The 13,146-nt window shown below is 51.2% G+C and carries 11 protein-coding genes; 6 read left to right on the top strand and 5 right to left on the bottom strand.

The window, feature by feature from the left end; all coding sequences use genetic code 11:
- Positions 1-73 precede the first annotated feature (73 nt).
- From Pyrde_RS05770 to Pyrde_RS05755, 4 genes are all read left to right on the top strand, one after another.
- On the top strand, positions 74-637 hold the full coding sequence (locus Pyrde_RS05770) for a THUMP domain-containing protein (protein WP_055408986.1): 564 nt from the start codon (positions 74-76) through the stop codon (positions 635-637).
- A 100-nt stretch (positions 638-737) separates the two neighbouring features.
- Positions 738-2,285, top strand: a complete 1,548-nt coding sequence (locus tag Pyrde_RS05765; protein WP_055408984.1) for an ATP-binding protein — start codon at positions 738-740, stop codon at positions 2,283-2,285.
- A 53-nt stretch (positions 2,286-2,338) separates the two neighbouring features.
- Complete coding sequence (locus tag Pyrde_RS05760; RefSeq protein ID WP_055408982.1) at positions 2,339-3,529, top strand: metallophosphoesterase family protein; 1,191 nt, start codon at positions 2,339-2,341, stop codon at positions 3,527-3,529.
- 3 nt (positions 3,530-3,532) lie between these two features.
- A complete protein-coding gene (locus Pyrde_RS05755; protein WP_055408980.1) occupies positions 3,533-6,283 on the top strand; it encodes an AAA family ATPase in 2,751 nt (916 codons plus the stop codon).
- Here the strand turns inward: Pyrde_RS05755 and Pyrde_RS05750 are convergent.
- Positions 6,269-7,231: a hypothetical protein gene (locus Pyrde_RS05750; protein WP_055408978.1), complete on the bottom strand. Its 963-nt coding sequence runs from the start codon at positions 7,229-7,231 to the stop codon at positions 6,269-6,271. The two genes, Pyrde_RS05755 and Pyrde_RS05750, sit on opposite strands and share 15 nt — an antisense overlap.
- A gap of 203 nt (positions 7,232-7,434) precedes the next feature.
- Between Pyrde_RS05750 and glnA the strand changes: the two genes are divergently transcribed.
- Positions 7,435-8,826 (top strand): type I glutamate--ammonia ligase, encoded by a 1,392-nt coding sequence (glnA, locus tag Pyrde_RS05745; protein WP_055408976.1) that lies wholly within the window; start codon positions 7,435-7,437, stop codon positions 8,824-8,826.
- A 109-nt stretch (positions 8,827-8,935) separates the two neighbouring features.
- Positions 8,936-9,685, top strand: a complete 750-nt coding sequence (locus tag Pyrde_RS05740) for a hypothetical protein (RefSeq protein ID WP_055408974.1) — start codon at positions 8,936-8,938, stop codon at positions 9,683-9,685.
- A 260-nt stretch (positions 9,686-9,945) separates the two neighbouring features.
- Here the strand turns inward: Pyrde_RS05740 and Pyrde_RS05735 are convergent, their stop codons facing one another.
- From Pyrde_RS05735 to Pyrde_RS10655, 4 genes are all read right to left on the bottom strand, one after another.
- Positions 9,946-11,232: a BPG-independent phosphoglycerate mutase family protein gene (locus tag Pyrde_RS05735; RefSeq protein ID WP_055408972.1), complete on the bottom strand. Its 1,287-nt coding sequence runs from the start codon at positions 11,230-11,232 to the stop codon at positions 9,946-9,948.
- 46 nt (positions 11,233-11,278) lie between these two features.
- A complete protein-coding gene (locus Pyrde_RS05730) occupies positions 11,279-11,947 on the bottom strand; it encodes an HD domain-containing protein (protein ID WP_055408970.1) in 669 nt (222 codons plus the stop codon).
- A gap of 139 nt (positions 11,948-12,086) precedes the next feature.
- Positions 12,087-12,710 carry a VIT1/CCC1 transporter family protein gene (locus Pyrde_RS05725; protein ID WP_055408968.1) on the bottom strand — a complete coding sequence of 208 codons (624 nt, stop codon included), beginning with the start codon at positions 12,708-12,710 and terminating at the stop codon, positions 12,087-12,089.
- A gap of 152 nt (positions 12,711-12,862) precedes the next feature.
- Positions 12,863-13,108, bottom strand: a complete 246-nt coding sequence (locus Pyrde_RS10655) for a hypothetical protein (protein WP_088171772.1) — start codon at positions 13,106-13,108, stop codon at positions 12,863-12,865.
- Positions 13,109-13,146: the final 38 nt, after the last annotated feature.

Genomic DNA, 13,146 nt, shown 5'->3' with positions numbered 1-13,146 from the left:
ATAGCCCTACCACTAGGCGTGTGACCGGCTGTCAGCGCATCATACTCTCGGCGACGTGGGAGGAGCTAGTACTATGGGAGCCGAAGAGGTGCCACGTTATAGACTCTTCAACTTAATAGTGGCTCACGAGCCCGGCTACTACTCTATGAGGAGAGCGTTACGCGAGATAGAGAGCATACTTGGACGCGCCAGGGTATTTGATGCGCCACGCTCACTGCTTCTGCTAAAGGTCAGCGACCCCTATGACGCTGTAAGACGTATAGCGAGAGAGGTTACAGAGGATAGCGCCATACTAAGAGCTATACCCATCGATCTTGAAGTGCCTCCATACGTAGACTATGTGGCTAGCACTGCAAAGGAGCTGCTTAGCGCTAAGGCAGATCGTAGCACGCGTTTCGCAATAAGGCTTGAGGGTCGGCTCTATGATAGAGAGACTGGTAGACTGCTACACAAGAGGGATGCGATAGAGATTATAGCCGATGGTATAGAGCTGCCGGTGGACTTAGACAATCCCGATTTACTAGTGCTTGTTAAGGTTGTACGTGTGCACCGCTCCCTAGGCTACGCTGCAATCATGGTTGCGCCGCCATGCGCTGTCTATTCTCGTGCACACCACAGCCGAGGCGTCTGCATATAGCTCCTAGCACCAGGAGTAATAGGGGCCTCGATTACTGCTCTAACTCTATGTAACTCGATACCATACTTGAGGCAGCATAGTGTCTGGGGGTTGCCCTAGAATGCACGAGATAGAGGACACTGGCAGCAAGGCTGGCGCCATAGAGCTGTCGGGTTTAGAGAAACCATTAGGCTTCGTGGTTGACAACTCGACGCCGGTCGTAGCCAGGTTTGTGTCCTCGAACCCGCCGCCTGTCGGCGACTATGTGGTAATAGAGCATCCCGACGGCATTGTGCTCGGGATGGTCGAGCATGTAGGCACGAGGAGTATAACGTTGAATGCTTTGCCCGGCGTATACGACCCCGCTATAGTCGAGAAGCTTAGTGCCGAGATGGGTGATGAAGACGTATTCTTCGAGTGTACTGCGAGGCTTCTAGGCGACGTTGAGACATTACGTATGCCTCGTCTACCTCCCCTACCCGGCGCCAGAGTGTACCGCGCCCCCAGTAATCTACTCAAACACGTCTTTGGCGGCAAGGAGCCGTATTGGATACGCTTAGGCGTGCTAGCCTCACGACCCGATATACCCGTCTACATTAATGTTAACCGCTTGGTTACTAGGCACACGGCAATACTCGCCGTAACCGGGGCCGGCAAGAGCAACACCGTCGCAGTAATAGTGGATAGGCTGGTTAAGCATGGGGGCACCGTCCTGATATTCGACTTCCACGGCGAGTACGTGGGCTCAAGCCTAGGCGGCCGTGTCAACGTAATAGAGCCGCTGCTCAACCCCCGCCTCTTAAGCATAGCAGAACTCATGGTTCTACTTGGGATAGAGCAGCGCTACTATAATCAGGAGCGCGTGCTCCGCAAGGCGCTGGCGAAGCTAAAGGAGGCTGGATCTGAGGAGAAGGGCGGCTTCCTCGATACATTAGCCAGTATAGTGGAGCACATGGCACACCGGAGGAGAGAGGAGTCCACCGCTGCAACCGCGGTTGTTAACAAGATTGAGTCGCTCCGGGAGCGCTACGGCGAGATAATACGCGACGATGCTGTGGATCCGGTATCGAGGATCCGTCCCGGCTACGCCAACATAGTTGACTTGAGCCGTGTTGACCGGGATGCCGCCGATGCAGTAGTGAGCCATATGCTACGTATAGTCCTGGCTGAGAGGAAGCGACACAAGCTCACCGGTTCTAGCCAGGTACCGTTCCCCGTTCTCATAGTAGTGGAGGAGGCACACATACTAGCTCCGAGGGACGAGGACACACTGTCCAAGTATTGGCTCGCCAGGATAGCCCGTGAAGGACGTAAGTTCGGCGTGGGCCTCATGCTTGTTAGCCAGAGGCCTAAGGGCCTCGACCCGGATATACTTAGCCAGGCTAACAACCTCGTAGTACTACGCATCGTAGAGCCGAGCGATCAGCGCTACATCCAAGCCGCTAGCGAGAGTCTAAGCGACGACCTCGTAGCCCATCTACCCTCTCTTAACACGGGAGAGGCTGTTGTTATAGGCCCGTTTATACGCATACCAGCCCTCGTCCGCATAGACAAGTATGAGGGCCGCCTAGGAGGGGCCGATATAGATGTCGTAGCCGAGTGGCAGTCACTCAGTCGTACGCTAGATGAGGCAGGGAGTGTAGATGATCTAGTCTCAGAGTTCATGTAGTAACACCCTATAGCGAGGAAGGATAAACTGGGGCCTGCTAGGTGCACAAAGACATGACGAGAGAATCTATCCAGATACTTCACACATCAGACACCCACCTAGGGTACAGACAGTACGGGCTAATAGACAGGGAGATGGACATCTACAAGGTGTTCGACGAAGTAATAGAGACAGCGCTGAGAGAGAAGGTTGACGCCGTAATTCACTCCGGCGACTTCTTCGACTCAACACGGCCCCCGCCACAGGCCATACATTATGCGATAAGATCTCTTCGCAAGCTAAGCGAAGTGGACATCCCATTCATAGTTGTCCCAGGCGATCACGACCTACCCCGGAGACGTATGCTTCCACCACTCCTCATATTAGAGGATGTAGTAGAATCCGTGACAGTGCTTGGACTCAAGGGCCCCGAGTACCGGCAGCTCCGCGTGCGTAGTGGGCTCAAGCTCCTAGTAGCCGGATTGCGTAACGAGAAGGGTATAGGAGCACGACAACGCGTCCGTGAACATCTTTCGAGACTTCCCGTAGACCCTGACCGACCATCGGTACTGGTTCTACATCAGACGCTCCACGAGGTTGCACCGGATTACGAGCTTGAACTAGGTGATCTACCTAAGGGCTACTCGTACTACGCTATGGGCCACATACACCTTTACCGTAGATTCGCCCTAGGAGATTCTGTTGCCGCTTATCCAGGGTCTATAGAAGCTCTACGTGTAGATGAGGCGGCTGCCCAGCCACAGAGATACGTCATAGTCGCCGAGATAGAGACTGGTAGGACTATTTCGCTCGACCGCATAGCACTACAGAGTGCTAGACCACAGATAGTCGAGGAGCTAGTGTTTAACAGCCTAGAGTCGCTGCGCTCGAGTCTCACCCAGCTCCGGGACCGGCTAGCCCGGTACCCCGAGGATAGGAAGCCTCTCCTCCACCTCACAGTGACGAACGTACCTAGAGGGATTAAGACTTCTGTCTACAAGCTTGTCGAGAACATTGTGTCACGATATGTTCTCTCATACCGTCTAAGGATAGACACTATTGAGACAAAGCTACCACCCTCTATCCAGAAGGCCTCCTCGTCCATAAAGCTCGAAGAGCTGTTGAGGGACGTACTGAGGGACGAGGAGCTGACACACCTAGCAATGAGGCTAATCGACGTCCTGGGCTCCGATCCCCAGAGCCATGCTGTACAAGAGGCGACACGACTAGTCGAGGAAGTATTCGGGCTAAGAGGGAGGCGATAGCCAGTGATAATAGAGCGCGTGGAATTGGAGAACGTGTTGAGCCATAGGAGGACAAGGATAGACTTTGGCCGCGGAATAATAGCTATAGTTGGCCCCAATGGGGCCGGCAAGACAAGCATCATAGATGCTATAACTTATGCATTATTCGGCTCCCACAGCCGCGGCACTCGTAGCCGTAAGGACGCGCTTATACGGCTAGGCTCGTCTATTGCACGTATCAGTGTAGAGTTCACAGCAAACGGGCACAAGTATCGCCTACAGAAGACCATCCAGCGCAATGGAGCAACCCAAGCCCTCCTATACCTCATAGACGGGGGAACAGCCAAGCTCATGGCGCGTGGCGTCGAGAGTGTAAAAGCTGAGCTTAAGAGAATTATCGGGATAGACCCGCTCCTAGCTGACTTACTGCTTGTGACAAGGCAGGGCGAGATAGACGAAATACTCGTAGACCGGGATAGACGCATAGACGTCATGAATACTATCCTACGACTACGAGCCATAGAGAAAGCCTATGAGCGCCTGGCGGTTATAATTAGGATGCTGCGTAGAGACAAGGAGAACAAGGAGGAACTATACCGCACTGAGGAAGCACGCCTTCGTGAAGCTGAAGAAAGTGCCCGTGAGTACGAGAGGATAGTTAAGGAGCTGGAGAAACTGAGGCCTGCTCTCGAGAAGGCCGAGAACGAGTATAGCCGTCTACAAGAGCAGGCCATTGAGCTACGGAGACTAAAACAGCGTTTCGACTTTCTAAGAGCAAAAAGGGAAGAGCTAGCAAGGGAGCTCAATAGGTTAGAACGCGAATATGAGGAGGCCAGGAGAGAATATGAAATAGCACTTAACGCGAAGGAGGAGCTGAAGGAACTTGAGAGACTCGAGAAGGATCTACAACTCATAGAGGAAGCTGTAAACCTCGTAAACGAGATTAGACGGGAGAAGCAACACCTGGAGTCCTTTGCATCAAGAATGGAGAGAATTAAGGAGGAGCTGCGAGACTTTCCAGAGGCTGAACGCAAGGCAAATGAGTATGAGAGGCTCAGATCACTTCTCGATGAGCTAGAGCAAGACAGCAGGCAGTATCACCAAGTTAAGTCTCAGCTAGAACAACTAGAGGCTCGAGCAAAGCTTCTTAGAGCGAAGGCCGAGGCTGAGACTAGTAGACTACTCGAGAGGCTTAGGACAAGTATACCTCTGGACTTCCCCCGTGAACCACACAAGATTATCGAGAAGCTTGAATCAATGCTCGCTAGCCTAGAGAGGACCATAGATACTACCAGGGCGAAGCTCGAGAACGTACATGGACAAGTTGAGGCTAAGCGATCAGAGATACGTGACCTTGAAGACAAGCTTATGAAGCTTACAGAGGCTCAGGGGAGATGCCCTCTATGCGGTAGACCGCTAAGTGATGAGCATCGTGTGGAGCTTATCTCTAAGATACGTGCCCAGAAGAAGCGGCTAGAAGCTGAGCTAAGGAGGCTAGAGAGTCAGGAAACCCTGCTGCGTAACGAGCTTAGGGATCTAGAGTCGCGAAAACGGCTAATAGAGCGGCTCGCAAGGGATGCCCAGGGAGCCGCTAAGAGAATAGAGTTAATGCTTCGAGAGGCCGAGGACGCTGAACAACAGAAGCAGAGGCTCCAGCAACAGTATCTCGAGCTTTTCGCGAAGTATAAGGAGTACGAGGAGGCAAAACAGAGACTACGCGAGCTGGAAGCATGGGTAAGTAAGTACCAAAAACTCCGGGCACGGATGGATGAATACAAGTCTCTCGAATCGGAGACCACTAGACTCAAGGCCGAGATTAGCAAGCGCGAGCAAAAACTCAAGGAGATACTTGATAGTATTAAGCTTAGCATTGAAGAGCTCGAGGAGGCCTCTAAGCGGATAAGCTACTACAGAGAATACATTGCCGGCGTGAAGAGCGAGGCTGCTAGACTCCCCCGGGCTGAGGCAAAGTTACGCGAGCTAGAGGCTGAGATTGATAGGGTCCGGAGCGAGCTGGAGAGTATAGACTCCGAGCTAGAGGAGATGGGCGATGTAGATACTGCTCTAGAGCAGACAGAGGTCGAACTTAGAGAGCGTGAACAAGAGCTTAGAGAGCTCCGGGATAGAGTCGCGCGGCTAGAGGGTATGAGGGAGAAACTTGAAGCCATGGCAGCGAAGACTGAGCTTCTACGGAGCCGGGTATCACAGCTACGAGAGGAACTCAAACGGTACCAGGAGGCGCTTCAAGCCCTGGAGAAGATACGTCGTGCACTAGGCCCTGACGGTGTACCACGGATAATTAGGCAGGCTGTGCGCAATATTCTCGAGTACCATCTACGGGATACACTGATGAAGTTCAATATTGACTTCCTTGATGTAAGGCTTGAAGATGATTATAGCGTTGTACTAGTGACGCGTGAGGGCGAGAAGACTGTGTCTATGCTCAGCGGCGGTGAGCGCATAGCACTTGCCATAGCTTATAGGCTTGCGCTTGCCCGAGTCGTCGGAGAGCGCATAGAGTCCATGATAATGGATGAGCCTACCATACATCTTGACGAGGAGAAGCGACGCGAACTAGTAGAGATTATCAAGTATGGATTGGAGGCTAGCGGTCTGTTACAACTGATAGTTGTGACCCACGACAGGGAGATAGAAGATGCTGCCGACAAAGTAATAGAGGTTACGAAGGTTGACGGTGCTAGCATTGTGAGAATACGTTCTCCAGGCGACGAGACCACCAGCATCCGAGCCGAATACGGATTAGCCGCGCATTAGCCTAGATTTCTCGAATCTCGATATAGGCTCCCAGCAACTTCTACACACCACAGCTATCTCTTCATATTCCTCGTCGAGGATTAACGACTCGTCCTCGATCCTAACCCCTACTATCCTCTCTACCCCAGCCGCCTCATGGCGTCTGAGCCATACCACTGTGCCGCTTAAACCCTCAAGTTCTAGTACTCCGTCACGCTTATCTACTATGATGGGTGCTAGCTGTCCTTTCTCTAGTAGCATTGACGCCAGAGAAAGTGGCTCCATAGCAGAGTTGACCGCCGTGCCTGCATAGAGTCGCGACGCAAAGGCTTCAAACGCGATGCCCTTTGAGAGAAGGCTTCTAAGTGTTGTTAAGCGCTTACCAGCCTCTATGCCTCCTAGCCTGTTTATACATTCACCCCATGCTGTTAATCCATACCCCTTGTTCGCTTCACAATATTTTACTTCATCCACGCTTTCTATACCCGATAGTAAGGGGTAAGACGTCTCTATGGGGTCCAGCTGTCTCACTACAGCTGTCACCTCATCAATGATATCATCGGGCAGAGCTATCTGGAGTATCGAGCGGCCCTCGAGCAATATGCGCTGTGTAAGAGTGATGACTCCTGTTCTCCGGAGTGGCAGTCCGTAGACGTCTAGTCCCGGCTTCGAATCGATTATTATGCTTGCATCAACTACTGTATAGGGTGGATAAGGTTGTGGCAACGATGCGTGTACTGGTGTAGAGTTTAGCAGGTCCCGCAGGTTACCATTATACTTTAGGCTTAACACCAGTCTGCCGCCCTTACTTCTTGCTACCATACAGCTGCCAACTTTATGTAGCTCTACATTACCATCTACAACTTCTACGCCACTGCTACATGTATATACTGCTTCGCAAGTTGTTTCATAGGTTACTCTTGCCTGACTAGCCTCTGCATCTATGTATATATTGACGCTGCATGCCACTAGTCTACACCCGTCCAAATAGTATTGAATAGGCAGAGTTTTTGTCTAACTTGTCCCTTTGTTTTCCCTAGCCCTAGTTCTACGAGGATGGCGTCCCTTTTCTATCACTACAGAACCCCTAATTCATAGTATAAGTGTACGGGAGCTAAGATAGCAATACTTAGTTATGTGTTCGGTAGCTGCGGAGACGCGGGCGAACAGTTATGCAGGAGATAGTTAAGCTGCTCGAGAAGGTTAGGTGGGTAGAATTCCACTTTGTGGATGTAGCTGGCTATCTACGCAGCGTCTCTGTACCAGCAAAAGAGGTTGGCGAAAAAGCCTTTGAACAAGGGCTAAGCCTACTGGACGGCAGCAGTGTCGAGGGATTCGCAGGTATCCATGAGAGCGACTATAGGCTCCGCCCCGACCCTAACACATTTGCAGTACTCCCGTGGAGGAAGGACACCGCACGCATGATAGCTGACGTGTTCTCCGTCAGCGGAAGGTTCCCTAAGGATCCCCGCTACATAGCCGACCGTGCACTCGAATACCTAGATTCTCAAGGCCTTGCTGCCTACTTCGGTCCCGAAGTAGAGTTCATGATTGTAGATGAGCTGTTCCTCGACATCGAAACGCCTACAAAAGGGCTAGGTTACCGTGTATCCTCCCGCGAGTACATTGACTTCGATGAGGACATAGGGTTCCAGAGGATAAAGAAGGCATACCATACACCCACCCCTATAGACAAGGCTGCCGATATACGTTACGAGATAGCCACTGTACTCGAAGACTACTTCGGCTTCCAGGTTGAAGCCCACCACCACGAGGTAGCTGCGCTCGGCCAGGTTGAGATAGACTTCAGATTCGGCGACCTCAAGACCACCGCCGACCGTGTTATAACCTTGAAGTATGTAGCGCGAAACATAGCAGCCAAGTACGGGCTAGCTGTCACATTCATGCCTAAGCTCGTTGCCGGCGACAACGGTAACGGTATGCACGTCCACGTGAGCCTATGGGACAAGAACGCCAATAGGAACTTATTCTTCGACCCGAGTGACGAATACGCCGAGCTGAGCCAGACAGCTAGGTACTTCATAGGCGGTCTAATAGAGCACGGTAGGGCACTAGCCGCCCTAGTAGCACCAACCGTCAACAGCTACAGGCGTCTAGTCCCCGGCTACGAAGCTCCGGTATACCTAGTCTGGGCTAAGGCAAACCGTAGCGCCGCAATACGTATACCATTCTATGAGAAGGGCGTAGAGAAGGCGAGGCGTATAGAGTTCCGCAGCCCAGACCCATCAGCTAACCCCTACCTGGCCTTCGCAGCAATACTCGCTGCAGGCCTCGATGGTATAAAGAAGAAGATAGACCCCGGCGACCCGATAGACCGCAATGTATACGAGATGACGGAGGAGGAGAGGAGGAGACTAGGCATAAAGCAGCTACCACGAAGCCTCGATGAAGCCCTCGACGAGCTAGAGAGCGACAACGAGTTCCTAAAGCCAATATTCACCAAGGAGATAATAGAAGCATACATCGAGGTCAAGCGCGCAGAAGCAGGTGAACTCCGCCAGTACCCCAACCCAATGGAAGTATACATGTACTTCAACCTCTAGCCCAGCTAGAAAGTAGTTTTTAAACATCCCTAAGAAGTCACCTTCTTCGATACTGGCCCGTGAGGAAGGCTCCGGGCTCTAGGGAGCCGAGAATTATGAGGACTAGGGGATGCCGGCCCGAGGCCCTGTCAAACTATTAGACTCTATTGAAGCCAAGAAAACAGCACGGATTATCACATGTCTTGGCTTGTCCTTCCACATCCTAGCATACTACGAAGAAGATACTGGGCTTTCAGCCCGCATCAAGCCGCTCTGCAGTAATAATGAGCCTCACATCATAGTCTACGCGGATAGATGTATAGACGAAACTCTCGACGTCCTTGTCTCTACCCTGCCGAGAATGCTTGGTGCACCACTTATAGACTATACTGTTGAGTGTAGCGAAGACATTGATGCAGAGAGCTTCTACTTCGACGAGATAACGCGGCGCCTTACCAGCGTGTTCCGCGACAGCTTCTATAGACCGTTACACAAACTCTCGACAACTAATGTTGAACACTTCCTAGCTATCGGGTGGAACGCTGAAATAGCATATGGTACGGGAAAAGAATATGAAGTGAATCTACCACTTATACCTGCCGTAGTCTTTGCACACACCCACCCAGGTCTCTCGTGTTATCCTTCTGCACGTGACACGACATCTACCGCTGAGTTCCTAGCGCAGGGTGGCATCGCGGAGTTTATTGTTTCAAGGAGCTGTATGTCGGTGACTAGGCTTCGGAGGCCATTTAGCGAGGAGGATTACTGGAGGTTGAAGGAGATTTCGAGATGTATCAAGAGAGCTTCAAGCGACGAAGACTATCTAGCATGTTTACAGGAAATGGCTAGACTTGGCACAGTTGAGTTTAGCGTAGCCTAGGGGGCTCTGCTAGGAAGGCCCCGGCCATCGGCAAAGCTCCTCCCCTATCTTCGGGGTCTTCATCGCCCAGCTATTAAACAAGCCATGATATGGCTATTATGTTAGGCCTCTGCATGATCTGCGTTCGTAGAATGATAGTTATTACCTCTAGCACGGCTTCTAAACTTCTTGGGCCGTGCTGAAGTGGACCGGAGCTGAAAGAAGGGGTTACTGCGTTCTGCATAGCCCTCTAGTGTGTGAGGGTGATGACGCTTCGGGCGCTACTGAGCCCTCTTCTTGATAAACTCAATCACATAGGGGAGCAGCAGCCAGCCATGCTCAAGTATTTGTCCACCATACTCCTTGCAAGCTATTTCGCTAAACTTTTTGGGCCCATCGGGTATCTTACCCCAGCTGAGCATCCAGGGCACCGGATCACCACTGTGGCTCTTGAGGCTCCATGGTGTAGCATGATCTGATGTTACTAGTATTGCTGTCTCTTCCAGGTCTATTTTATCCAGTAACGGTACTATGAAATACTTATCTATTAGTTCTATCGCCCTCTTTTTGCCCTCGAAACTGCCATCGTGCCCAGGCTCGTCAGGCCCCTTCAAATGCACGTATATGAAGCGGCTATCATCGCTAAGAGCCTTTAGCACCGCCTCGAGCCTCTCAGGGAGATCGCGAGCTAGGTCTCCTGAGGGAGGCGATACGGTGTAAGCCTTCATGCCAGCTGCCTTAGCTATGCCTATTTCGACCGGCATCTCGGCTACTGCGGCCGCTGGCGATAGCCCTAGCTGCTCAGAAATAGGCGGCATCTCGGGTAGCCTATCTCCAGCATCCCGTAGGAGGATAGCGTTAGCCTTCAAAAGACCTTTTTTACTACGTTCGATGTTAACTGGATGATTATCGAGAATCTCTATAGCCTTCTCCACGAACTCATCAACCATCCGACATGTTCTGCGTGCCTCTTCGGAATCATCGAGGGGTTTACACCTTGGCAAAGTCATGTCCGGATTCTTTACAGCCTCCGAGATTAGCCCTTTGCGAACGTACGCTGGATCAATGTTTGATACAGCTGCGCTTAGTCTACTACTCTCGCTCCCAATTATCACTACTGCTCGGTGGCCTATTGTCGCTTCAACCCTAGCATAGCCGTCACTACTGAGCTGCATCCCGTCAAGCGCACGTGCCAGCTCTTTAGCCTCATTGCTTGCTAGGCTCCTGCCAACCCTACGGTCTATTATCCGCCGGGTAGCTGGATCGATTGTAGCGAAATTGGCACGGAATGCTACCTCGTACCCCTGCTTGAGGGCTAGGCCTATGCCAAGTGCTTCGAGAGGTCCCCGCCCGGTGTAGTACTTTTCCGGCATGTAACCAAGCAGCGATATAGTTGCAAGGTCGCTTTCGGGAGCTATGCCTGGAGCTACTGGATAGTGAAACCCGCATACCGCGTTCCGAGCTAGCCGGTCGAGACCCGGCGTCTCTGCCTCGGAGAGTGGAGTCTTACCGTCTACTGGCCTATCTGCTGCACCATCTAGTATGATTAATATGAGACGTTTAGCCACTCTTACCCACCAGGCCCTACTCTATGACTCCTAATCATTGTTCCTGTTACCCGTGTAGGGGAAAAGCCTTATCCACCACATTTACTAGGTCTGCATATTCTCTGGTCTCCTCGTAGAGCCAGTTTACGAACCTCTTGAGCCTCTCTAGAAGTATTTCTGCCTCTCTACGTGCCTCCTCAGTGCACATGAGCTGTGGAAGCTTTGAAAGCTTCTCGTGATAGTGGCCGAGTGTATCATGCATGTTACGACTACGCTGAGCTGAGGTCTCTACGAGCCTATAGATCCCTATTGCACCTAGGGCGTCAAGCTTGTCAGCATCGCTAAGTATGCACGACTCTATGCTAGATTTATTACTGCTTTTTACATCCGGCCTAGATGATGCAAGGCTGAAGCTGTGCTCGAGTATAGCTTTCTCTACATGAGCCACCTCTTCAGGGCTAAAACCAAGGCCCGGCAGCACTAGTCTAGCGATGAACGCTGAGAGAACAGCATGATGCACACCTGTCTCGTTTTCAAAGGGCCTGCCTATATCATGCAAGAGCACAGACGCTATTAAGACCTTGTAGTCTACATTTTTGCCTTCAGCCAGTTTTAGCGCTCTACAGAGTACACGCAAGGTGTGAGGATATCCATGTGACTCGTCCTTACCCTCAACAGCTATTACTAGCCTGACTAGCTCGCGGCACCAGTTGTTTCTTAAACACTTATCCTCCAAAGCCTTTCTACACTCCAATCCCGGGCACCGATGAGGTGTTCCGGCGGATCTGAGCCTAGAAGCCCTTTAGGGCTCTGTAGCATTGATGACCTCTTCGCTGTCCCGAGGCCCCTACAGCACCTTGTTTATGCCTACATTATTACATTATCACTGATGCAAGTGTAAAGAATAGTACCGCTGCTAGCCCTATGAGCGCCAGTCTCGCGCCACTGACAAACATGTTTTCACCACTAATCTTGCCCAGATAGGCCCCGAGCGTAAACAGCTCAGCCACCATTATCCCTGCAGATGTATATACGAGTACTGTCACCGATACGTCAGCTTTAAGTATCTCCGCAAATATAAAGGGCGATACACCTATGACCGGCAACAACATGGCGCCAAGACCACTCCATAAGGCTACATATATCGGCACTATTTTGGCTGCCTTTTCGTATATACTTCCGCGTAGTGGGTGCAGCATTGCACGCTCAGTCTTTCTAAGCTCCTGCAGACGCTCAGCACGCTCAGAGAGATACGTTGCTACCACACCACTGAAGAACCCCATTGAAAACGATGCTCCTATAACACTACCAACATAGTTTATAGGATTTGATGCACCGCTAAGATAGCTACCCAGTATAACGCCTAGCCCGGAGAGTAGGCCGTCAAAGCTATTAGTTACAAACATTCTCCTAGCTATGCTGTGCGCGTTTAAGATGCGAGCATATTGCAGTATTTCGCGGTAGGGTTTCACTAGCTTCTCTAGTATCCTTCGCAACAAGGCTATCTATTCAACCCCCAGCTTAGAGGCAGCTACCTCCGGCTATGCAGAGCCTCGGTTTGCAAAGCACTACTTAAGAATGACTGATGTTCTCGTTGTTAACCGGAACTAAGTTTAAGGAGACTACCTACATTTCAATTCTAAAAACCTCACTATGCGTTCACAGCTGCTTTATTCCGTTCAGTTTTTCTCTCAATGTATTCCTCGCGCTCAACTATTACACCGCCATTATCGCCACGCTTAACAACTATTACCAAGTCTTGCAAACGATAGCCACATCGAGGACAACGGTAATAATAGCGTATACGCCTCATACCATTTTCTCCAAACTCCATTTCAACTCTATATTCCATGCGTGTACGGCATCGCGGACATGTTTTCTCATACATCCTCTCCAAGGCTTCCTAACCCCCAGTGTCGCTATAAGTCATGACCT

It is taken from the genome of Pyrodictium delaneyi (assembly GCF_001412615.1).
GTDB classification, from domain to species: domain Archaea; phylum Thermoproteota; class Thermoprotei_A; order Sulfolobales; family Pyrodictiaceae; genus Pyrodictium; species Pyrodictium delaneyi.
This window is presented reverse-complemented; position numbering and strand designations above follow the sequence as displayed.

What these genes read in the sequence shown, in the direction of transcription:
- glnA (WP_055408976.1), top strand. Translation starts at nt 7,435, where the DNA reads ATGCAGGAGATAGTTAAGCTGCTCGAGAAGGTTAGGTGGGTAGAATTC.
- Pyrde_RS05765 (WP_055408984.1), top strand. Translation starts at nt 738, where the DNA reads ATGCACGAGATAGAGGACACTGGCAGCAAGGCTGGCGCCATAGAGCTG.
- Pyrde_RS05770 (WP_055408986.1), top strand. Translation starts at nt 74, where the DNA reads ATGGGAGCCGAAGAGGTGCCACGTTATAGACTCTTCAACTTAATAGTG.
- Pyrde_RS05740 (WP_055408974.1), top strand. Translation starts at nt 8,936, where the DNA reads ATGCCGGCCCGAGGCCCTGTCAAACTATTAGACTCTATTGAAGCCAAG.
- Pyrde_RS05760 (WP_055408982.1), top strand. Translation starts at nt 2,339, where the DNA reads ATGACGAGAGAATCTATCCAGATACTTCACACATCAGACACCCACCTA.